Raw genomic sequence first — 22,903 nt, forward strand, 5'->3', positions numbered from 1 at the left:
ACCAGCAAAATTTGCTGGCTTCTTGTTTGATACTGAGTATCACACTAATTTTTGCTCCCCCATATAATTGGGGTTCAATGCGGTAAGCTTTTTCACTAAGTAGTTAAGCAATACACCATAAATAGGCACAAATAAACCTAAACTAATTAATAACTTAAATGTGTAATCCACTAAGGCGATTTCAGTCCAGTTCGCAGCCATAAAAGCATCTGGACTGTTGTAGAAAGCGATAGAGAAAAACGCAATCGTATCTAAAGCATTACCAATAATGGTTGAGCATGTTGGGGCAACCCACCAGCTTTTAGCTTGGCGTAAGCGGTTAAATACCGAGACATCCAAAATTTGGCCCAATAGATAAGCCATAAAGCTCGCGACAGCAATACGAGCAACAAACAGGTTAAATTCCAATAAGTGAGCAAAACCTTGGTACTCCCCTTGGAAAAATACCACCGACAAACCATAAGATATCAGTAAGGCGGGCATCATCACGCGCAGAATGATTTTACGCGCCATCTGAGCACCAAAAATGCGTACGGTTAAATCCGTTGCCAAGAAGATAAAAGGAAAGGTAAACGCCCCCCACGTGGTATGGAATCCCATCACCGTAAAAGGAAGTTGTACTAAGTAGTTGCTTGAAGCAATGATCACTAAGTGGAATAACACTAAGTAGGAAAGTGCTTTGCGCTGCTGCGCGGGTGTAAATTGCGAAGTCGTCATTAAAGAGACCTTTTTGTCATTGGGGGAGAGGGAACCCAAATATATTCACGCGGTAGGATCTCACCCCTACGCGACCAAGCGGGCGATTATACAGTAACCAATCGAGCTGCCTAGCCCTGCTGCTGCCATCCACCACACGCAATCGTTTCACTGCGGAAGAAAAGGACACACGAGCCGATTAACAATATTGTGCTGTATCTGTCGGTAGCATACTCGCGATAAAAGCCAAGGTGTCATTATCGGCACTCGACATCGCTTCTATCCACAGCGCCCCACTGTAGTGCTCGCCTTTGAGCAAGAGTCGACAGCCTTCGAAATCAATCAGCCAAACATGTAAATCGGCATTTTTTTCTTGCTCAATGACAGTTGAGTCAATCCGCACGACTAACGCTGTCGCCACTTCACTAAAAGTGTCGTAATCAAAGTCAGGCGCAGTTAATAGTAAATGACTGTGTTCAAAATCAAGGCGACGAACCGAGAAAGGTTCGTAGGGAAATGATGACATATAGAGTCCTTTTTCGGCGATTTAGTAGCTAAAATTCGCTATTTGGCTTAATTCCTGTAACCAATTGTTGCTATGGGTATCAAACCATAAGACAACTATAGCCAAGCGCTATAGCTTCATGGTTTTATAACTGTGTTGCCGACAATACTGCATTAATACGGCTCATCACCCTTAATGCAATGTTGGTAACCGGTGATGTTAACATTCTCACCAAATACGCAAGCTGTTTTGTTGCGACGACAACATAGTCTTATTATGTTCGAAACGCATTTTATACCGGACTCGGATAAGTCCGGTATTTTTTTGCCTGCCATGTACCAAGCAAAAATAGTACTTCAATCGCAACGGCTAATAATCAACGGTCGCCATCAAGTGCTCTTCAATCAGCGTTAAAAAAGCGTCGCCGTATTTTTCCAACTTACGCTGGCCTACGCCATTCACCGCAAGTAAAGCCCCCGATGAGGTCGGTAATTTCTCTGCCATTTCCATCAAGCTGGCATCGTTAAATACCACATACGGTGGCAAATCATCTTCATCGGCAATCGCTTTGCGTAGCTTGCGTAATTTCGCGAACAGTTTTTTATCGTACTGACGATTGGCCAATTTATCATTTTTCGCCGTACGTGCTGCGCTATCCAGCCTTGGCACTGCTAACTCTAAGTTGATTTCACTGCGCAATACCAAACGGGCTTTTTCCGTCAGTTGTAATGTTGAGCTACGCATGATGTTTTGATTTAAAAAACCCAAATGCACCAATTGACGCAAAATGCTGATCCAAAATTCATTACTGTGCTCACGGCCAATACCGTAGGTGGTCAATTGATCATGACCATGCTCGCGGATCCGCTGATTTTGCATCCCGCGTAGTACTTCCACCACATAGGTCATGCCAAAGTTTTGATTGACGCGGTAAACACACGATAACGCCTTCTGCGCGACTTCAAGGGCAGCAAAGCGTTTAGGTGGGTCGATACAAATATCACAGTTACCGCAGGGCTGTTCTCGGTGCTCACCAAAGTAATGCAGCAAAACTTGGCGGCGACAAGTTTGCGCTTCAGCAAACGCGCCCATTGCATTCAGTTTATGGCTCTCAACCCTTTTTTGCTCCCCTTCTTCTTTCTCATCGAGGCAACGGCGTAGCCACGCGAGATCTGAAGGGTCATAAAAGGTCACCGCTTCAGCGGGTAGGCCATCTCGCCCTGCGCGCCCTGTCTCTTGATAATAAGATTCGATATTGCGGGGAATATCGTAATGCACCACAAAGCGAACATTGGGCTTATTAATCCCCATGCCAAATGCCACGGTGGCCACCACAATATGAACATCATCACGCTGAAAACTTTCTTGTACATGCGCTCGCTCGCTAAAATCGAGCCCTGCATGGTAAGCCGCCGCGCGAATGCCTTCGCCACACAGCTTTTCAGTTATTTGTTCTACCCGTTTACGGCTATTGCAATAAATAATACCGCACTGGCCACGTACCCCGGCTAGGTAGCGGGTTAGTTGCGCCATAGGTTTGTATTTTTCTTGCAAGGTATAGCGAATATTAGGGCGATCAAAACTGCCCAAATACACATGCGGATCCATCAACGCTAAGCGTCCCATAATGTCACTGCGTGTGGTGTCATCGGCCGTGGCAGTTAACGCTAAAATAGGCACGTCAGGGAAATGTTGTTTAAGTAACCCCAGCTCGGCGTATTCACGGCGGAAATCATGTCCCCACTGCGAAATACAGTGCGCTTCATCCACCGCAATTAAACATAGTGGGATGCCCTTAAGACGCTCAATAAAATCATACATCAGGGCGCGCTCAGGTGAGACATACACCAATTTCACGGTCCCCGACTGCATCGCCTCAAAGGTTTCCATTACCGCTTCACGAGTCATGGTCGAATTTAAGTATGCCGCCGCTACCCCATTGGCTTGCAGTTGATCGACCTGATCTTTCATTAATGAGATAAGCGGTGAGATCACCAAGGTCAGGCCATCTAACATCAACGCTGGAATTTGATAGCACAGTGATTTGCCGCCACCAGTAGGCATGATCACTAAACCGTCTTGCCCTGCTGCCGCTGCTTCAATGACTTCTTGTTGACCCAGACGGAACGCTTGGTAGCCAAACACATCCTGCAAAATTTGTTCGCTTGCAGATGGGGCGCTCGGCGTCTGAGATTCAGCACAGCTTGATGACATAACACGGCTCTTTGAACAAAAGGGGCGAGTATTCTATACCAAACTCCGTCGTCGGGCATTCTCTGTTGAATCTGGTTGGTTTCTGTTCGACCCTCGTTTTATACTGCAGCCACATTTTTTGGCAAAAAATGCCTTTCTTTCGCTTTTTTATAAAACAAGATTTGGAATTCAATGGACGAACAAGCACAACAAACACGACGAGGCGTTTTTCTCGCTCTTGCCGCCTATACCATGTGGGGCATTGCGCCTATCTATTTCAAATCGCTGCAACATGTCAGCGCATTTGAGATTTTAAGCAGCCGTGTTATTTGGTCTTTCTTTTTTTTAGCAGCCATCATAGGTGTACGCCGTCACTGGCATAAAGTGTCGGTGATCATGCGCCAACCCAAAATGCTGTTGATCTTGGCACTAACCTCGGTGTTGGTGGGCAGTAACTGGCTGATTTTCATTTGGGCAATTAATAATAACTACATGCTTGATGCCAGCTTAGGCTATTTTATCAATCCTTTGTTTAATGTCGTTTTAGCCATGGTTTTTTTAGGCGAACGGTTACGCCCATGGCAATGGGTTGCGGTTACACTTGCGACATGTGGTGTGTTGGTTCAACTGATCAAATTTGGTTCCTTACCTTGGATAGCGCTGGCGCTAGCTGCCACCTTTGCTAGCTATGGTTTACTTAGGAAAAAAGTCAACCTTGATGCGCAGACCGGTCTTTTTATTGAAACCTGCTTACTGCTGCCTGTCGCCGCTTTTTATGTTTTCATGATTGCCGATACTCCCACCTCTGATTGGTCACAAAACAGTACAACGACCAACTTGCTGTTAATGGCAGCAGGGATTGTGACGACAGTACCTTTACTCTGTTTTACTGGCGCCGCCACTAAGTTGAAGTTCTCAACATTGGGCTTCTTCCAGTACATAGGGCCAAGCTTAATGTTCTTACTGGCTGTCGCGGTTTATGGCGAAGCCTTTACGGCTGATAAAGGCATAACATTTGGCTTTATTTGGGCTGGTCTGGTGATATTCAGTGCCGATGGCTTACGCACTCACCGCAAGAATAAAAAACAAATACCACTTGTTTAGCCCTTACCGATAAATACCTTTAGCCATTCGGTGCTGTGAATTTTTTACAAGCAGCACCGCCATGGCTATGTTGTACTCACTACGCACCAAGAAACGGGGAGTGTCTTCAATTTCCTCTTCGGCATTACTGACTGTTACGCAATATCATTGGGGAGTTGTTATGAATAAAATCAGCCATCGCAAAAGCCCCATTGACGACATCAACCTCATTGACGCCCACTATCAAAACTTTGCATTTAAACGCCACTATCACCTGGATTACCATTTAGGGTTGATCACCCAAGGCCAACAACAGTATTTTTATCAAGGCGAGAAACACATCGCAGGGGCGGGACAGCTGGTGATCATGCCACCGGATGAAATTCATGACGGTCAGGCCAAAGAGCAATCAGGCTATCGCGTGAAAGTATTTAGTATTACGCCAGATTGGCTTAGCCAGCAAGCTGAAGAAGTTTCAGGCAAAGGCCACTACTGCTTTCCACAAAACAACATTGCCGATCAGCCGTTATTTCACCAATTAACGCAGCTCCACCAACAGCTCGATAATCCGTTGGTCTCGCAGCTGGCCCGAGATAGCCTACCCATCGAATCGTTTTCTTATTTATTAACGCATTATGGGCAAGTTCGTGAAGCACCCATCACGGCGTTAGGCAGTAAAGATTTATCCCAGCTACGTGACTATGTGATGGCCCATTTGGATCAAAAAATCGGCTTAGAGGATTTGGCTTCCTTATGCGGGCTTAGCCCTTCTCAAATGCTGCGCCAATTTAAAAAAGCAACCGCAATGACGCCGTATGCATGGTTAGCCCGCCTTCGGTTAGAGCATGCCATGGCGCTATTAAAAGCGGGCTTTAGCAGTACTGAAGTAGCATATCATGTCGGTTTTTACGACCAAGCCCACTTCGCCAACGCGTTCAAACAGACCTATGGCATTGCCCCTTCACATATCAAATAGCCGTTAAGCCTATTCACTGTCATTATTTTACAAGCTTCTATCTGCAAACTACGGCATTCTGACGGCCGCTGGGCATTCCGCCTCGCCATTTGAAGGATGTCATCGCCACAATGATCAACGAAGTCACCACGCTATTCACGCTTGTCACTGTCCACATTATTGCCCTGATGAGCCCTGGGCCTGATTTTGCCTTAGTGGTGCAAAATGCAGGTCGCTATGGTCGTCAAACAGGGATCAGTATTGCCTTGGGATTATCTCTAGGTATTTTGATGCATTCTATTTTGAGCCTCACAGGGGCAAGCCTGCTTATTCATCAACATCCGATGTTATTTGCCTTACTGCAAGCCGCAGGCGGTAGTTACTTATTGTGGCTTGGGATTGGCGCAGTAAAGGGGATTTTATTGCCTCTGTGGCGAGCAAAGCGCAGCAGTGAACACAGGAATGAAAAGTCGCAGCCAGCCACACAACCAGCCGCTTCACCAACACCACCGCGTGTCTTGGCAAACCGTAAGCAAGCCCTGATGAAAGGCTTCACCACCAATATTCTTAACCCGAAAGCCTTGGTGTTTTTTATTAGCTTACTCTCAACGCTAGTGCCTGCCGATATGTCGCTAACGGGGAAAATCAGTGCCATCGCTATTTTATGGCTCACCTCTTTTATGTGGTTTGCGCTATTAGCTTGGCTCTTAACGGGAAAACGTCTTCAGCAAAAACTGCAATATGCCGCTCCCTACATTGACGGTATCTGCGGTGTGCTTTTCATCAGTATTGGTTCAATCATTCTATGGTCTGTGGTCAGCGGAATTTGAATTTAAGCACAAAACCTGTCCAATAATTAGACAAGGCATAATAAGGCTGCCACTCTGATTTCATTGCAAATGGAATGCACATAAATCAGAGGACACCCAATGCCGAAAATGACGCCCCCAACTCTCGCCAAGCTCACTCTCAGCTTGGCGTTTGTTTTTTCTAGCTCCTCACTTTTTGCCAGCCAAACCACAGACAGCATCGCCCCAGAAGCGGCGACAGGTTTACAACAACAAACGCTGGTCAAAGGCACTGAATGGATGGTGGCCGCTGCCAATCCATTGGCCAGTGATGCAGGGGCGCAAATGCTGCGCCAAGGCGGGAATGCGATTGATGCCATGATTGCCACCCAGCTCGTACTTGGCTTAGTGGAGCCGCAATCATCGGGCATTGGTGGCGGCGCCTTCTTGGTCTATTGGGATGCAAAAAAGCAAGCGATGACCACCTTTGATGGCCGTGAAACCGCACCTTATGCTGTCACCCCCATTTTGTTTCAAGACAACAAAGGCCAACCGTTAAAGTTCTTTGATGCCGTGGTAGGCGGACGGTCTGTGGGCACGCCGGGCACCGTCAAATTGCTTTGGCACACCCACCAGCGTTTAGGGAAATTAAAATGGAAAGATCTGTTTGCGCCAGCACTCAAACTGGCACAGAAAGGGTTTCCTGTCAGCCCTCGCTTGGCGTCACTCGTCGAGAAAGACCAAGAATATCTTCAACGTTTCGCCCCAACCAAAGCCTACTTTTTTAACGATGATGGCACCCCAATTCAAGCAGGGCAACAACTCAAAAATCCTGAATACGCCAAGACACTGCGCCTAATCGCCGATCAAGGTGCGACCGCCTTTTACCACGGTCAGATCGCCAAAGACATCGTCAAAACAGTGCGGAGCGTGGAAGAAAACCCTGGGGTATTGAGCGCCATGGATTTCGCCACTTACCAAGTGAAAGAACGTCCTGCGGTGTGCGCCCCTTACCGCCAGTACAGTATCTGTGGCATGGGACCTCCGAGCTCTGGGGCACTCACGCTCGGGCAAATCATGAGCATGCTAAGCTATTATCCGCTCGATAAAATGGGGGCCAGTGATGTCCACAGCTGGCGCTTACTTGGCGATGCTTCACGCCTCGCTTTTGCCGATCGAGGCCGTTATATGGCCGATAGCGACTATGTGCCGATGCCTACCAAAGGCTTGCTCGCCGATGACTATATTGAAGAGCGCGCGAAGTTACTTAAGGGTAATCAGGTACTAACAAAAGCAGAAGCCGGTATGCCGACTTGGAACTACGCCAACACCTACGCGCCAGATGAATCCATAGAGCTGCCCTCCACCAGCCATTTCACTATTGTCGATAAAGATCGCAATGTCGTATCCATGACCACCACGATAGAAAATGGCTTTGGCTCTCGCTTAATGGTACGGGGATTCTTGCTCAACAATGAGCTGACCGACTTTTCTTTCCGCAGCCATGTCGATGGTATTCCCATTGCTAATCGCATTGAGCCAGGCAAACGCCCTCGCTCATCGATGGCACCGACTATCGTGTTAGAAGATGGGGAACCACGCTTAGCCGTTGGTTCACCCGGTGGCAGTCAGATTATTGGGTATGTCGCTAAAACTTTGGTCGGCCATCTCGATTGGGGGCTCGATTTACAGCAGGCCATCAACTTACCTAACATGAACAACCGCTTTGGTGCTTTTGAGCTAGAACAAGACACCAATGCTGAACTCTGGGCGCCAAAATTAGAGCGATTAGGCTTTGATGTGAAAATAAAGCCGCTTAACTCTGGGGTACAAGCAATCCGCATTGACGGCAAAAACCTGATTGGCGCCGCCGATCCACGTCGCGAAGGCAAAGTCGTCGCCCAGTAATAACGCGCACCTGTAATACCTTGTAATAAGCGCGCCTGCACCTACCAACAAAAAGCCCGCGATATTTTCATATCGCGGGCTGTTCATTATTTAACACATACGCTGTGATTACATCGGATCAAGCTTGGCGTATTGGGTTACCAACCACTTAATCCCTTCACCGTTAAAGGCGACTTGCACGCGACTTTGCGCACCACTGCCTTCAAAGTTGATAATTGTCCCCTCACCAAATTTCGGATGCTGAACACGCTGGCCTAAGCTAAATCCGGTTTGGTTAAAGTTGTCGTTCACCGTAGTTTGGCTAAAGCGCCCACCAGTCGCTGGGCGCGACACTTGCGCCTTCATGCGGACTTCTTCGACATGCTGCTCGGGGATCTCCCGAATAAAACGTGACGGCTTGTGGTAATTATCTTTACCGTATAAGCGGCGCATTTCAGCATGGGTGATGTAGAGCTTTTTCATGGCGCGGGTCATGCCCACGTAACACAAACGACGCTCTTCTTCTAACCGACCCACTTCTTCGGTCGTGCGAGAACTCGGGAACATGCCCTCTTCAACGCCGACCATAAAGACCACTGGGAACTCCAAACCTTTGGCACTGTGCATTGTCATCAGCTGCACAGCATCATCAAACTCATCGGCTTGGCCTTCACCCGCTTCCAGTGCCGCATGCGACAAGAACGCCGATAACGGACTCATCTCTTCGGCTTCTTCTGGTACTTCAAACTGACGGGTTGCGGTCACCAGCTCTTCCAAGTTTTCGATCCGCGCTTGCGCTTTTTCGCCTTTCTCTTGCTCGTACATCGCACGTAAGCCAGAGTTTCGGATCACTTCATCGGTTTGCTGGTACATAGGTAACTCAGCAGTATCGTCTTCTAACGCGTTCACCAATTCGATGAAACGACGTAGCGCATTGGCCGCACGGCCTGCGAGCACTTGTTCTTCAAGCAAGGAAATACTCGCCTGCCACATCGTCATGCCACGATCACGCGCCGCTAAACGAATAGTTTCTAAAGTGCGATCACCAATGCCACGCGTTGGGGTATTCACCACCCGCTCAAACGACGCATCATCGTTACGATTGCTCATTAAGCGCAAGTAAGACAATGCATCTTTAATTTCTTGGCGTTCGAAGAAACGCATCCCGCCGTAAATACGGTAAGGCATACCCGCTTGGATTAAGGCTTCTTCCAACACGCGCGATTGGGCATTACTACGGTACAAGAATGCCGTGTCTTTCAACACCCCACCTTGTTCACGCCACTCTTTGATTTTACCGACCGCAAAGCGAGCTTCATCAAGCTCGTTAAACGCCGAGTAAATTGAGATCAAATCGCCTTCGGCACCGTCGGTCCACAAACTCTTGCCCATACGCTCATTGTTATTGGCAATCAGTTCATTGGCCGCTTTTAGAATATTCCCTGTCGAACGGTAGTTTTGCTCGAGGAAAATAGATGACGCCCCTTGGAAATCATTCAAGAAACGTTGAATATTCTCAACTTTCGCCCCACGCCAACCGTAGATAGATTGGTCATCATCACCGACGATCATCACATTACAATCTGGTCCCGCCATTAGGCGTAACCATGCAAATTGGATGTTGTTGGTATCTTGGAATTCGTCGACCAAAATATGCTTAAAGCGCGCTTGGTAATGCTCACGAATATGTTTGTTATCGCGGATTAACTCAAAGGCACGCAGCAATAATTCAGCAAAATCGACTAAACCAGCACGATCACAGGCTTCTTGATACGCGGTGTATAAACGCAGCCAGGTTTGTTCAACCGGGTCGTTGAAGGTATCGATATGTTTCGGGCGTAGCCCTTCGTCTTTTTTACCGTTGATGTACCATACCGCCTGACGGGCAGGCCATTGTTTTTCATCAAGGTTATGCAGCTTAATCAGACGGCGCATCAAACGCATCTGATCATCAGAATCAAGGATATTGAAGTCTTCAGGCAAACGCGCTTCAAGATAATGCGCCCGTAGCATGCGGTGACATAGACCATGGAAAGTACCATTCCACATGCCCGCCGATGAGCCATGCATTAGCTCGTTAATACGGCCTCGCATTTCTGCCGCCGCTTTATTGGTAAAGGTCACCGACATAATCGAATACGGTGACGCTTGCTCAATCGACATTAACCAAGCAATACGATGAACCAGCACCCGTGTTTTACCACTGCCCGCACCTGCCAGCACTAAGTGGTTACCTAACGGTGCTGCCACCGCTTCGCGTTGTTTGTCATTAAGACCATCTAACAGGAGTGATACGTCCATCGCCATCTACTGGTTATTTATACAATGCTGTCGATTATAACAGCTCCATTTCAGAATACTCTGAGAAGTTATCAGTGATTCAACCTCTTGCTGACTATTTTTTGTTCTATGCTTGGAACTAGCGGAAAGTTACACCTAAGTAAATTAATTGTAAAAAAGGTGAAATTATTTTCTTGCTACCCCTTTCTTATGTTCCGAGAGCGCAAAAAGCGCCATTAAAAACCAAAAGGAAATGTTGCTACATCAAGCAACAGTCAGCGTATAAAGAGGAATTACTATGAAGAAGACAAATATCGCCCTAGCCACTGCTGTTACTGGTCTTATTGCACTTGCAGGTACTATGGCTTCAACGTCAGCTGTTGCGGCTGATGGCGCAAAAGAGAAATGCTACGGCGTCGCTAAAGCAGGTAAAAATGATTGTGCGACTAAGACGAGTTCATGTGCTGGTACATCTAAAGTCGATGGTCAGAAAGATGCCTTCATCATGGTACCAAAAGGTTTATGTGACCGTCTGTCTGGTAGCGCTTCAGAGGCGAAATAATTGAGCAGACTGACACAGCAACAGATGGTTGGGGTGGGCTTACGCTCCCCCCACATCTTACAAATCATCGAACAGCGCCCCAACATTGGCTGGCTTGAAATCCATAGTGAAAATTACTTCAATCCCCATTCCACTGCGCGTGAACAGCTTCGAGAAATAGTAAACCACTACCCCATCAGCTGCCACGGAATTGGGTTATCACTGGGGTCTACTGATCCGTTGGATAAACAACACCTCAAACAGCTCAAGCACTTAGTGGATGAAGTAAATCCAATTGCGGTATCGGATCATTTAAGTTGGAGTTCGGTCGACGGCCAGTATTTTAATGATTTACTGCCACTGCCCTACACCGAAGAGGCCTTAGCAAATTTTTGCCATAAGGTTGAGCAAGTTCAAGATTACTTAGGGCGAGAGTTTCTGGTTGAGAACCCCTCGAGCTATCTCAGCTTTCGCCATTCAGCGATCCCCGAGTGGGAGTTTCTGCACGAAGTACAACAGCGCACTGGCTGCGGTTTATTGCTCGATTTCAATAATATTTACGTCAGTAGCTTTAACCATGGCTTTGATTGCCAGCAATATATCAGCGCGCTCAACCCAGCTGCCGTCAAAGAGATTCACCTCGCAGGCTTTACGGTAAAAGAGTTTGAACAAGGTGAGATTTGGATCGACACCCATAGCCGCCCAGTCAGTAAACCCGTCTGGTTACTCTATCAGCTGTGGATCCGCCAGCATGGCGCAGTTCCGACCCTGATTGAGTGGGATCTAGATATACCTGAATTAGATGTTTTGTTGGCAGAGGCCCATAAAGCAACCACCATTATTACGCAGGAGGCGCACTATGGAAAAATCACCCTCCCCTGATTCAGCACCCGCTTTGCACCAATTACAGCAAGACTTTTCGACGGCCTTGCACTATCAACCCAGCGATGTGACCGAGCATATTCAGGTGGGCCGCTTTCCCGCCGACCAACTCATTCAGGTATATCGCAATAATTTCGTCGTAAGTCTATGCGAAGTACTTGAAGCAACCTACCCCTGTACCCAGGCGGTAATTGGTGAAGAGTGCTTTACCCAATTAGCCCGCCAGCATGTGCTCAATTACCCTCTCAAGCAAGGTGACGTAACACCATACGGTGCGTGTTTCGGTAATACAGTATGTACTCATCCCAGCTTATTAGAAGCGGTGCCTTATCTAGTCGAATTAATTCAACTGGAATGGCTGATCGACAGCGCGAATCAGCACCCTTGCCATGCCATCAACTTCCCCTTCGAGAAATTACAATATCTCACCGAAGACAATATCGCCCACGCAACGCTAACGGTGCCTGAGCATACCTATTTACTGGATGCTAACTACCCAGTCGGCAGTATCTGGCATATGGTCCATCAAGATAAGGTCGAAGAGATCGATCTCACCCAAGCCGAGTCGGTCATTATTCAACATCACCCCGAGCAGCTATCAGTGCTTACCACCACCCCCGCCGCCACCGCGCTGGTGCAATTAAGCCAACAAGGTCGTTCACTAGGGGAAGCCACTGCGGCAATGATGGCAATACTCGGCGAATTGATCCAACAGCAGGTTTTTTCAGACATTCAAGGATTGCCACAGGGAGATAGCGCATGCTGAATTTTATGAAACACATCGATGGGGTCGCTAAACGGATCACCGATCCCCTGATCCCTTTTCTATTGCTCTTTACTCGCCTGTGGGTCGCATGGGTCTTTTTTAAATCAGGAATGGTGAAATATTCCAGCTGGGACAGCACCCTGTATTTATTTGAATTTGAATACCAAGTTCCACTTATTCCGTGGCAATTAGCCGCCTACATGGGGACAGCGGCAGAATTAATTTTACCGGCTTTCTTAGTACTTGGGTTATTTACCCGTCCAATGGCGTTGGTGCTGTTTGTGTTTAACATTATCGCCGTAGTGTCCTATCCCTTACTGTGGGAGAAAGGTTTTTTCGACCACCAGCTATGGGGCATGATGATGCTAGTGAACGTCTTCTGGGGGGCTGGCTTATTCTCGGTAGACAAACTGATCAGCAGCGAACCGAAAAAACACAGCGCACTGCAATAAAGCCTTTCCTGACGAGACACAACAAAAAAAAGCTCAATAAAAAAGGCGACGTGAATAACGTCGCCTTGTTGTTTCTGTTCACTTGCTTATTCGCTATTCAGCGACCACATCCAATAATGCCGCCAACGATGATATCTCAATATCGGGTAACCGACGGGCGCGCGGCTCACGATGCAAACAACGGTTAAGATCGTTAAACCAGCAGGCTTGATAGCCATTCAATAAGGCACCACTAACATCGGTATGTAAGTGATCGCCGACATGGAGAATATTTTCACAAGGTACACCAATGAGCTGAGCAGCCCGAACAAACATATCAGGCGCGGGTTTAGCCGCCCCATCACGACCTGCCTGTAATAGGTGGCTAAAATAGCCACTCAAGCCAATCTTATCAGCATCCACGTTACCATTGGTGATGGCCACTAACGGCACGCGTTGGGCTAACAATGCCAGCACACGGTGGGTCTCTGGCGGGACATCAACCTGATTACGGACTGCCAACACTGTCGCGACACCGTCGTTTGCGGCTTGAGTCGCTTGATTGAGCGAATAACCTAACTGCATTAAGCCTATTTTCAATAACTCAAAACGCCAAAGGGTCACATCATGGCGCAACCAAGGGTCGATGTTCGCCAACCGCAACTTTAACGCCATCCAATCGGCAACGGTCAGCATGCGTGACACTGGGTGCTTCGAATGCAACCAGTCATACATCGCCTGCTCGGCACGACGGATAACAGGGCGGTTATCGTAAAGTGTATCGTCTAAATCAAAGGTTAAGGCTTTGATTGGCTTTAAAGGTCGGTAAAACTGCATTACTCGCTCAACACATTATTTATTGCCGCGCTTGGCACGTGGATGGGATTCATCGTACACCTTCGCAAGGTGTTGAAAATCAAGATGGGTATAGATTTGGGTCGTTGATAGGTTCGCGTGACCCAGTAGTTCTTGTACCGCACGTAAATCCCCGCTCGATTCCAGCATATGGGTAGCAAAGCTGTGGCGGAGTTTATGCGGGCTAATGTGGCTCGACACTGATTGTTTCTGCCCCCATTCAGCCATCCGTTTTTGAACATTACGGGTCGAAATACGGGTACCTAGCTTAGAAACAAATAACGCAGGTTCACCTGCACTCGCCAATTGGCCACGAACTTTTAGCCATTTTGCCACCCATTCACGGGCAAGACCTGCAAACGGCACTATCCGCTCTTTATCACCTTTACCTATCACGCGAAGATCGCCTTTGCTTAAACTGATGTCACGAACATTCACGCCGACAATTTCAGCTAAACGTAATCCCGCGCCATACATCAATTCCATCAAAGCACGATCACGAATCGATAATGGATCATCCTCGTTCACATTCAGCAGCTGATCCATTTCATCGACGTCGAGGTTTTTCGGTAGCGGCCGCGCTTTACGCGGTGCCGATACCCCTTTCGCTGGATTGGCAGCTAGCACTTTAATCTGAACTAAATAATCAAAGAAGCTGCGCAGCGCCGATAAACGCATCGATAAACTACTGGCTTTTAAGCCATCGCGCATGCCTTTACTCGCAAGCTGACGTACCCAGCCAGCATCCACTTGCTGCCAATCTGTCACGCCGAGCACCACTAGCTGCTCTGCCATGGTCGTTAACTGACGCTTATAGTTATGCTGAGTATGTAAGCTCAGTTCACGCTCACTACGAATATACTCGTAAAAGCGATTAAGCGACTTTTCTAAGCTCACGGGTAACCCACTCACTCAAATATCTCACGGCTGTATTCCCAGTGGCTGATCAAACGCGAAATGATCAACGCCAACTGTTCAACAAACAAGGTATCCATATTGGGCTGAAAATGCCCGCCATCGGCACTTGAGAAACTCAAGACTCCAATCGGACGGTCTAGTCCTAGCGGTAACACCACAAATGAACCTAATTGTGGTGGTTGCTCAAACAGCATTTCACTCTCTTTTTTACGCAAGCGGCCTAAATACACCGAGCGACGAGACATATGTGAAACACGGAAAGATTCAAACTCGCGACGATCTAAAAATAAGTTATCGTCCATGCTATCGAACAAACGCAAACTGTATTCAAGGTTCAATTCAGTGGTTAATTCATCCAGCACGAGCAAAGCTTGATAGATATTGTGAGTTTGGAACAACTTCACCTGTGCTTGTGAAAATAACGCATGTAAGTCGCTATTTTTCGCGGCGATATCCACTAAGCGCGTAATGTTGCCTTCCAGTTCATTCACTCTATGGCGTAAACGCTCAAGCTGGATTTCAACCAAAGACACTACGCCACGTTCACTTTGTGGTATGTGCAAATACGCCAGCAAATCAGGCTGGCGTAAAAAGAACTCAGGGTGACTCAGTAAATACTCCGCCACCGCTTCATCGTGTAATTTGTCATTCAACGGGGTGTCTGACACCACTTCGGTCAGTTCATCCAGTTGCGATACATCGGTCATAATACAATTTGTCCATCATAGACATGCGCCACAGGCCCAGTCATGTAGAGGGGTTTCCCTTCACCAGCCCAGCTGATGTGCAGGTCACCACCAGGTAATACTACTTTTACTTTTTCGTCGAGCAAGCCTTGGCGCTGGCCAATCGCAACAGCCGCACACGCACCACTGCCACAGGCCTGAGTTTCACCTGCGCCACGCTCGTACACACGCAACTTCACTTCATTGGCGCTAATCACTTGCATGAAACCAGCATTAACACGTTCAGGAAAACGTTCATGCGACTCCATCAATGGCCCTAACGTTTCGACACCAGCGGTATCTACATCGTCCACCACGGTGACACAGTGAGGATTGCCCATGCTGACCGCACCACAAAAAAGGGTGCTATCGCCGACGCGCAATAAATAGGTTTTTTCTGTCTGTTTGGCACGAAATGGAATCTTGCTCGGCTCGAAAATCGGCTCACCCATGTTGACGGTGACTTGGTTGTCGTTCTCAAGCTTCAGTAACATTTTGCCCGCTTTGGTGCTAACCGAAATCAGGTACTTATTGGTTAACCCTTTCATCCAGACAAAACGCGCAAAACAACGCGCACCATTGCCACACTGTTCAACTTCACTGCCATCCGCATTGAATATGCGGTAATGGAAGTCGGTTTCAGGATCGTACGGCGGTTCAACTACCAGCAACTGATCAAAACCGACACCACGATGGCGATCCGCTAAGCGGCGGATCGCATCAGGTGAGAAGAATACGTTTTGTGTGACACAGTCGACCACCATGAAGTCATTGCCCAAACCATGCATTTTGGAAAAATTAATCTGCATGTTGTTCCTTTTTTATAGTTATACCCATAGAGGTGCCTGTGTGTTCAATACCGTAAAGATTAAGGCAATAGCGATTCAGACTGCCAAAGTTGCTCTAGCTGCTCACGTTGGCGAACAACATGTGCAGTATCACCGTCGACCATAATTTCAGCCGCGCGGGCGCGGGTATTGTAATTCGATGACATCACAAAACCATAAGCACCCGCCGAACGAACCGCGAGTAGATCACCTTCAGCTAAACAAAGCAGGCGTTCTTTACCCAGATAATCACCCGTTTCACAGATTGGTCCGACAAAATCATACTCAGTAGTTTCACCATCACGAGGAACAACAGCGATAATATCTTGCCATGCTTGGTACAAGGTTGGACGGATCAAATCATTCATTGCCGCATCAATAATGGCAAAGTTTTTATGTTCAGTATGTTTGAGGTATTCAACGCGAGTCAGCAAAATACCCGCATTGGCCGCAATGGCTCGACCAGGCTCAAAAATCAGTTCAAGTTCAGGATGATTCTCTAACCGCTTGAGCAACGCCGTTGCGTATTCCGACGGTAACGGTGGCTGCTCTTCATTATACGTCACTCCCAAACCACCACCGACATCAAGGTGATCGATATAAATGCCTTCCGCTTTTAGTTCGTCTACCAACGCCAGTAAGCGATCTGTCGCATCAATGAACGGATCGATATCCGTCAGCTGAGAGCCAATATGACAGTCCATGCCTGTCACTTTTAAATTCGGTAAACTGTGCGCTAATCGGTACACCACTGGTGCACGGTCAAAGGCAATACCGAATTTATTATCACGCAGTCCCGTTGAAATATAAGGGTGCGTTTTCGCATCCACATCTGGGTTAATACGCAGTGAAATAGGAGCAATAACACCAAGCTCTGCCGCAACACGGTTTAAACGCTCTAACTCAGGTTCAGATTCGACATTGAAACACTTTATACCTAATTCTAGCGCACGTTTCATTTCGGCCGAGGTTTTACCCACCCCCGAAAAGACAATCTTGGCTGGATCACCACCGGCCGTTATTACACGTTCTAACTCACCTTGCGAAACAATGTCGAAGCCCGATCCCAAACGCGCCAGAACATTCAGTACACCAATGTTCGAGTTTGCCTTCACGGCATAGCAAATGAGGTGTGGCTGATCGGCAACCGCATGATCAAACGCTTTCCAGTGACGCTCTAACGTCGCACGAGAATATACATACAATGGTGTGCCATGTTGCTCGGCGAGCTCAGTGAGTGCCACTTCTTCGGCCCATAACTGGCCATCTTGCTGGTAATTAAAGTAATCCAATGTCTTTCTTCCCTGTTCGGTATCGCTACTGTTGTTGTTGCTGATCGGCATCTTGCGGCATGTACAATGCGCCACTCTGGCCACAACCCGAGATCGCCAACACACCCAGTACTAAAATCGCTAATAAACCTTTACGCATTTTTAAAGCCAGTGATTATCGTTTCAATGCCCTCTATAATCGCACCAAGAATAGGAAAAGCAATAGGACGTAATGGGATGAATGATACTGAATTTCACAACTTGGCTGATCTAGCCCTACAAGCACTTGAAGATGGCATCGATGAATCGGGTGCAGATATCGAGCCTGAGACGACTGGTAATGTCCTGACACTGGAGTTTGAAAACCGTAGCCAAATCGTTATTAACCGCCAAGAGCCGCTTCATGAATTGTGGTTGGCATCTAAATCTGGTGGCTACCATTTCAAATTTGATGGCACAGAATGGCGCTGCACCCGCAGTGGCGAAGAGTTTTTTGCCTTGGTTAAACGTGAGTGTTCTTTGCATGCAGGTGAAGCTGTGGAGTGGTAACCACCGCTTCTTTTGCTTGCCACATAACAAAAAAGCCTTCCAACGTGATGAACGGGAAGGCTTTTTTATTTTATTGCTCATTAAGGTTGAGCAAAGTAATTAACGCGATGAAAACGACATAACGGCTGCTGCTGAGCTACCAGAGCTAGGTCGACGCTGTACTTGCTGACCACTCTTAAACGGAATAACTTGGCAACCACCAGATTCAGAATGCACGATGTCATAAAACTGCGGCAGGTTGAAGTTAATGAAGTTCGCACTGTAACTGAAGCGATCTTGTGCTGAGGTGTAGAAACGGTTTACACCGTGCACCATCTCGTCTTTATCGCCGCTGCATTGACGGTATACTTCAATCCGATTGGTTTCATCCAAAATATAAATATTGAAACCCTGATCGCAATCTTCAAAGAAAAATTGGATTAAACCTTCACTCGCATACGCATCAACAATTTCAGGTGGATGCGGTTCATCCGTCTTACCCATCACCAACTGCGGTGAACCAATCAGCTTGTTACTGGAAATGCAGCTGTAGAAATCGACCGAATTTTCCAGCTTCTGTACCGATACACCACGACGCTCAAAGAACAGGCCATGGGTTTGGTCACCAATGCGAATGGCTTTAAAACGGCGACGTTTTTCTTGTTCAACCGGCTTCAAGCGCATTTCAATACACTCAGCCACCAATTGATACACCAAGTTACGGATCAAGCCGCGCATGTGTTTGCTATAACAGAACACATCCACCGATTCTGGTGGAATCGCATCTTGGTGCATTTTGCCCAACACCGTTTTCAGCGCATCAAGCATCGAATTTTCACCACTGAAATTCAGGGTACGCACTTCATTCCACGAATTGCGGTACACCAAATCAACACTGCCGACTAAGCACTGCTGGTCTGGGCCGTAGCTGAAAATATCGGTGTTTTTAAAATCAAAACGGATCGAGCGATTTTTTAATTCAGTCGTCGGATCATTTTCAAGGTTGATAAATAACCCTAACTGACGAATTTCACATGGGCTCGATAACGCTTGTAAACTTGGCTGTGGGCGACGAATAGGGAAAGTATTACGAATGTCACTGACCAATTGGTACAGCTTATCGATATCCAAATCGGTGTCACGCACCACATTGTGCAAACAGGTTGATTCCGTTAGCAGACCATTAAAGTAGGACCATGCCACCAGCTTGCTGAGGTAACGGTTATGCTCTAACGATGGCTGCCCCAAAATCGCGTATGGATCGAGCGGCTGCTTGTACAAATACCACCCTGCAGCATTAGTACGCCCCGCTGGTACTTGAATAAATGTCAGGTCTGATTCGTGCAAATCCGGTGAAATCTGCGGATTCAGCAGCGTCACCTTGCCCGGAAGCACCTCAAATGCCGCGTACAGTTTACGCGCCAAAATACTGATATCTTCAGGGCTGATTGCCGAGGTAATGTCGTTACGACGCGCAAAACGGATCAGGTTACGGTAGCTCAGCATTAAGGCATCAAGCAGCTCATTGTGAGCACGTTTAACCTGACCGACTTTCCAATTACGACGATTATCAAGTTCACTTAATACTTCGTGTGACCATTGCCACTCGGTAGTCAATTCTTGCAACACCCGACGACGCCATGCCACTGAACCAGAAGACGGTTCACGGGTGAGCTTCTCGTGGGTTTTAAGGTAAAAGCAGCGACGCACTAAATCTAAACGACGGTGATCGTCGATACGTTCAAGATAGCGAGTCACTTTTTCCAGCATCAGGTAATACGCGTCCATACAGTACTCAAAGCGCTCTTCCGCAAAGAAGCGACGCTTAGCATCTACGCTCAGTAGCTGGGTATGCGGGTATTCCCAAGAATAAGCTTCAAGCAGAATGGCTTTCAGTACCGACTTATACGGTGAGTCGATACTCTTATAAAGCTGCCATAAGCTTGAGCCAAAATATTCTTCAGCTGGAATGCGGGTTAATCCGCCAAAATCGATCCATTCTTCACGGCGAATATGACCAGCAGAAACAAGGTAATCGACATATTCGTCGTAACACTCTTCCATTTCTGGCGGTACCATAAACCACAATAGCGGCTGGCCTGCCATTAGCACGGCAGAACGGTAAAACTCGTCCAATAGCAACAAGTGCTGACTTGAACCACAGTTTTCCCCAGTCATGGCTTCAGAGAAGTTGTCGCGGAATCGATTTTCATCAATTAAAAAGAAATTAGCTTCAACACCTTGTGCCATCGCCCAATCAGAAATCAGGGAACATTTGCTGTCGAGCGCTTCACGCTCATCAACTGGCATATTGGTGCGAATACAGACCCAAATATCCAAATCGCTGGTCAAGCTTTGTCCCAGCGAAGAGGTACTGCCCATCGCATACAAGCCCAGGATCGGTGAAGAGAGTCCATTAGAAGGAAGTGTTAGTTCAGCGCCAACAGCTAACCCACAGTCGTCAACGAACTGTTGCTGTTGCTCAGATAGCGAAAACGACACAATACCGTGCTGTACCTCTTGATCGAGATAGCCCGGAATTGCAGGGTGATTATAATGCAGTAAGACAGGCAACAAGTGATACACCTGCTGCGAGGTCGCCGTCATTGCGGCATGAGCACGTTCATTACGAAGTATATGAAGTGCATCCAGTCTACTTTTTAGCGTCTGAATATAGTTGTGCAAATTACTCTTCCAAGAGCTGCCAGCATTAAGCGGCCCAAATCTTGTCATTAATAGTGTAGAGAACGTTCTACATACGAGCAAAAACGTGATCAATCTAACACTTTTTGCATTACTCGTAAAGTTAGTGACGATTTATGACAACTTATGAATAGCAGATGCGGTGATGGCCGGCGTTATCCTTTTGCCTCATCCCTCAAGCTAGTATATTCCGGCAATTTCGCCAGCGCACCAACGGGGTTACCGTGGCATCTTGAGGGTTATGTGAGAAATATCACATTAATCGAGACACATTTCAAGACAATACAACTTCCATGCATTCCTGACTAGTTGTTCATTACCATCACGCGGCAGGAGTGATACGATTAGCGAAAATAACGCCTTTTTATGGATCCTATTCTATGACCGATAAACCCATCCGTATTGCTACGCGCAAGAGTCCACTCGCCATGTGGCAAGCTGAATTTGTAAAAGCTGAACTAGAACAAGCGCACCCAGGCTTAACGGTAGAATTAGTACCTATGGTCACTAAAGGCGACATTATCCTTGATACCCCACTCGCCAAAGTGGGTGGTAAAGGATTGTTCGTGAAAGAGCTGGAAGTGGCGATGTTAGAAGACCGCGCCGATATTGCCGTGCATTCGATGAAAGATGTACCGGTCGAATTCCCTGAAGGCTTGGGCTTAGTGACAATTTGTGAACGTGAAGACCCACGTGATGCATTTGTCTCGAATACCTACAACAACATTGATGAACTGCCTGAAGGTGCCATTGTGGGCACATCTAGCTTACGTCGCCAATGCCAACTACGCGCCAACCGTCCTGATCTTGTGGTGAAGGATTTACGCGGCAACGTTAACACACGCTTACGTAAACTTGATGAAGGCCAATACGATGCCATCATTCTTGCGTGTGCTGGCCTTATCCGTCTAAAAATGGAAGACCGTATTCGTTGTGCGATTGAGCCTGAAGTCAGCCTACCAGCTGTAGGCCAAGGCGCAGTAGGCATTGAATGTCGTTTAGATGATGAGCGTGTCCGCCGCTTATTAGCCCCACTTAACCACCCAGACACCGCAACGCGCGTCTTGTGTGAGCGTGCGATGAACAATCGCCTGCAAGGTGGCTGCCAAGTGCCAATCGGCAGTTACTCTTTGCTTGATGGTGACCAAATCTGGTTACGTGCCCTTGTGGGTGAGCCCGATGGTAGCAAGATTGTAAGTGGCGAGATTTCTGGCGCTGCCGCTGATGCTGAAAAACTCGGCACAGAACTAGCAGAGCAACTACTGGCTGATGGCGCTAAAACCATTCTTGATGAATTGTACGGCAACGCGTAATGACCATTTTGATCACCCGCCCATCACCCGATGGTGAGCAACTCGCTCAACAGCTTAACAGTGCGGGGATCAAAGCCATTGTCCAACCACTCCTTACAATCCAGGCAGGTCCCGACCTGCCGACCCTCATTTCTCAACTAAATTTACTGCAACCAAATGATTTTCTGATTGCCGTCAGTGTTCATGCAGTAAATTTAGCTCACAATTACTTACTTTCACACTGTGCTAGCTGGCCAAAAAACGTGCATTATATAGCTGTTGGTCATAAAACGGCTGCTGCCCTGAGCAAAGCAACGGGACAATCGGTACACCAGCCACAGCATCAATGTGATAGTGAAGGCTTACTTGCACTACCTGAATTAGCCAACGTTAATCAACGCCGTATAATTATTTTACGCGGTAATGGTGGACGAGAGCTCATTCATCAAGCACTTAGCGAACGTGGCGCCCAAGTAAGTTATTGTGAATGCTACCAACGATGCTTGCTACCTTTAAATGGGGAGCAACTCTGTCAGCAGTGGCAATCACAAGATGTAACAGCGTTAGTTGTAACCAGCGGTGAGCAACTTTCGCATTTATGCGCCGCAATACCGCAAAACCAACAGGCTTGGTTTTATCAACGCCAGCTTTACGTACCAAGCCAAAGGATTGCAAACCAAGCAAAACAGCTTGGTTTTAAAAACTTTTCCACCGTGGGCAGCGCATCCAATAACGCGCTATTCACGTTCCTAAGCAAGATAGGCACGATGGGATAAT

At 47.4% G+C, this 22,903-nt stretch carries 22 protein-coding genes; 11 read left to right on the forward strand and 11 right to left on the reverse strand.

Translation table 11 applies throughout. From position 1 onward, the window contains the following. Positions 1–39: 39 nt before the first annotated feature. From OCU87_RS16460 to recQ, 3 genes are all read right to left on the reverse strand, one after another. On the reverse strand, positions 40–717 hold the full coding sequence (locus OCU87_RS16460; RefSeq protein ID WP_062690329.1) for a 7-cyano-7-deazaguanine/7-aminomethyl-7-deazaguanine transporter: 678 nt from the start codon (positions 715–717) through the stop codon (positions 40–42). Positions 718–895: 178 nt separating this feature from the next. After that, entirely contained in the window at positions 896–1,222 is a 327-nt protein-coding gene (locus OCU87_RS16465) for a DUF3630 family protein (protein ID WP_062690328.1), read from the reverse strand. Positions 1,223–1,570: 348 nt separating this feature from the next. Then, positions 1,571–3,415, reverse strand: a complete 1,845-nt coding sequence (recQ, locus tag OCU87_RS16470) for an ATP-dependent DNA helicase RecQ (protein ID WP_261857569.1) — start codon at positions 3,413–3,415, stop codon at positions 1,571–1,573. A gap of 171 nt (positions 3,416–3,586) precedes the next feature. On the opposite strand from recQ, the gene rarD reads away from it, so the two are divergent. From rarD to ggt, 4 genes are all read left to right on the forward strand, one after another. Continuing rightward, positions 3,587–4,498, forward strand: a complete 912-nt coding sequence (gene rarD / locus OCU87_RS16475) for an EamA family transporter RarD (RefSeq protein ID WP_062690327.1) — start codon at positions 3,587–3,589, stop codon at positions 4,496–4,498. 160 nt (positions 4,499–4,658) lie between these two features. Continuing rightward, positions 4,659–5,453 (forward strand): helix-turn-helix transcriptional regulator, encoded by a 795-nt coding sequence (locus tag OCU87_RS16480; protein ID WP_261857570.1) that lies wholly within the window; start codon positions 4,659–4,661, stop codon positions 5,451–5,453. Positions 5,454–5,566: 113 nt separating this feature from the next. After that, complete coding sequence (locus tag OCU87_RS16485; RefSeq protein WP_062690368.1) at positions 5,567–6,262, forward strand: LysE family transporter; 696 nt, start codon at positions 5,567–5,569, stop codon at positions 6,260–6,262. A gap of 99 nt (positions 6,263–6,361) precedes the next feature. After that, positions 6,362–8,128 (forward strand): gamma-glutamyltransferase, encoded by a 1,767-nt coding sequence (ggt, locus tag OCU87_RS16490; protein WP_261857571.1) that lies wholly within the window; start codon positions 6,362–6,364, stop codon positions 8,126–8,128. 108 nt (positions 8,129–8,236) lie between these two features. On the opposite strand, the gene uvrD is transcribed toward ggt, so the two are convergent. Continuing rightward, a complete protein-coding gene (uvrD, locus tag OCU87_RS16495) occupies positions 8,237–10,408 on the reverse strand; it encodes a DNA helicase II (protein ID WP_094956017.1) in 2,172 nt (723 codons plus the stop codon). A gap of 277 nt (positions 10,409–10,685) precedes the next feature. On the opposite strand from uvrD, the gene OCU87_RS16500 reads away from it, so the two are divergent. From OCU87_RS16500 to OCU87_RS16515, 4 genes are read left to right on the forward strand one after another with little or no spacing between them, the layout of a single operon-like run. After that, complete coding sequence (locus OCU87_RS16500) at positions 10,686–10,949, forward strand: BufA1 family periplasmic bufferin-type metallophore (RefSeq protein WP_062690326.1); 264 nt, start codon at positions 10,686–10,688, stop codon at positions 10,947–10,949. 24 nt (positions 10,950–10,973) lie between these two features. Then, a complete protein-coding gene (bufB, locus tag OCU87_RS16505) occupies positions 10,974–11,810 on the forward strand; it encodes an MNIO family bufferin maturase (protein ID WP_261858396.1) in 837 nt (278 codons plus the stop codon). After that, complete coding sequence (locus OCU87_RS16510; RefSeq protein ID WP_261857572.1) at positions 11,788–12,576, forward strand: HvfC/BufC N-terminal domain-containing protein; 789 nt, start codon at positions 11,788–11,790, stop codon at positions 12,574–12,576. The genes bufB and OCU87_RS16510 overlap by 23 nt, the downstream gene beginning before the upstream one ends. After that, the gene (locus OCU87_RS16515; RefSeq protein ID WP_062690323.1) at positions 12,570–13,028 is read left to right on the forward strand and encodes a DoxX family protein; all 459 of its coding nucleotides are present in this window, start codon (positions 12,570–12,572) and stop codon (positions 13,026–13,028) included. The genes OCU87_RS16510 and OCU87_RS16515 overlap by 7 nt, the downstream gene beginning before the upstream one ends. Before the next feature lie 93 nt (positions 13,029–13,121). Here the strand turns inward: OCU87_RS16515 and yigB are convergent, their stop codons facing one another. The 6 genes from yigB to lptM are packed head-to-tail and all read right to left on the reverse strand — an operon-like array spanning position 13,122 to position 17,763. After that, positions 13,122–13,844 carry a 5-amino-6-(5-phospho-D-ribitylamino)uracil phosphatase YigB gene (gene yigB, locus OCU87_RS16520; protein ID WP_261857573.1) on the reverse strand — a complete coding sequence of 241 codons (723 nt, stop codon included), beginning with the start codon at positions 13,842–13,844 and terminating at the stop codon, positions 13,122–13,124. A gap of 15 nt (positions 13,845–13,859) precedes the next feature. Continuing rightward, positions 13,860–14,774: a tyrosine recombinase XerC gene (gene xerC, locus OCU87_RS16525; RefSeq protein WP_261857574.1), complete on the reverse strand. Its 915-nt coding sequence runs from the start codon at positions 14,772–14,774 to the stop codon at positions 13,860–13,862. Then, positions 14,771–15,487 carry a DUF484 family protein gene (locus OCU87_RS16530; RefSeq protein WP_062690322.1) on the reverse strand — a complete coding sequence of 239 codons (717 nt, stop codon included), beginning with the start codon at positions 15,485–15,487 and terminating at the stop codon, positions 14,771–14,773. The genes xerC and OCU87_RS16530 overlap by 4 nt, the downstream gene beginning before the upstream one ends. After that, positions 15,484–16,314, reverse strand: coding sequence for a diaminopimelate epimerase (gene dapF, locus OCU87_RS16535; RefSeq protein WP_062690321.1), 831 nt, complete (start codon positions 16,312–16,314; stop codon positions 15,484–15,486). Before dapF ends, OCU87_RS16530 begins: the two co-directional genes overlap by 4 nt. Before the next feature lie 59 nt (positions 16,315–16,373). Next, a complete protein-coding gene (gene lysA, locus OCU87_RS16540) occupies positions 16,374–17,624 on the reverse strand; it encodes a diaminopimelate decarboxylase (protein WP_062690320.1) in 1,251 nt (416 codons plus the stop codon). Between the two features lie 25 nt (positions 17,625–17,649). After that, positions 17,650–17,763, reverse strand: coding sequence for an LPS translocon maturation chaperone LptM (lptM, locus tag OCU87_RS16545; RefSeq protein WP_083540904.1), 114 nt, complete (start codon positions 17,761–17,763; stop codon positions 17,650–17,652). 77 nt (positions 17,764–17,840) lie between these two features. On the opposite strand from lptM, the gene cyaY reads away from it, so the two are divergent. Beyond that, on the forward strand, positions 17,841–18,152 hold the full coding sequence (gene cyaY / locus OCU87_RS16550) for an iron donor protein CyaY (protein ID WP_062690319.1): 312 nt from the start codon (positions 17,841–17,843) through the stop codon (positions 18,150–18,152). Positions 18,153–18,251: 99 nt separating this feature from the next. Here cyaY and OCU87_RS16555 read toward each other — a convergent pair whose 3' ends face one another. Continuing rightward, positions 18,252–20,816 (reverse strand): class I adenylate cyclase, encoded by a 2,565-nt coding sequence (locus OCU87_RS16555; RefSeq protein WP_261857575.1) that lies wholly within the window; start codon positions 20,814–20,816, stop codon positions 18,252–18,254. Positions 20,817–21,214: 398 nt separating this feature from the next. Here OCU87_RS16555 and hemC point away from each other — a divergent pair, with 398 nt between their 5' ends. Then, positions 21,215–22,147: a hydroxymethylbilane synthase gene (hemC, locus tag OCU87_RS16560; protein ID WP_261857576.1), complete on the forward strand. Its 933-nt coding sequence runs from the start codon at positions 21,215–21,217 to the stop codon at positions 22,145–22,147. Continuing rightward, positions 22,147–22,902: a uroporphyrinogen-III synthase gene (locus OCU87_RS16565; protein WP_261857577.1), complete on the forward strand. Its 756-nt coding sequence runs from the start codon at positions 22,147–22,149 to the stop codon at positions 22,900–22,902. The genes hemC and OCU87_RS16565 overlap by 1 nt, the downstream gene beginning before the upstream one ends. Position 22,903 lies beyond the last annotated feature (1 nt).

Source organism: Photobacterium sanguinicancri (genome assembly GCF_024346675.1).
Taxonomy (GTDB): Bacteria; Pseudomonadota; Gammaproteobacteria; order Enterobacterales; family Vibrionaceae; genus Photobacterium; species Photobacterium sanguinicancri.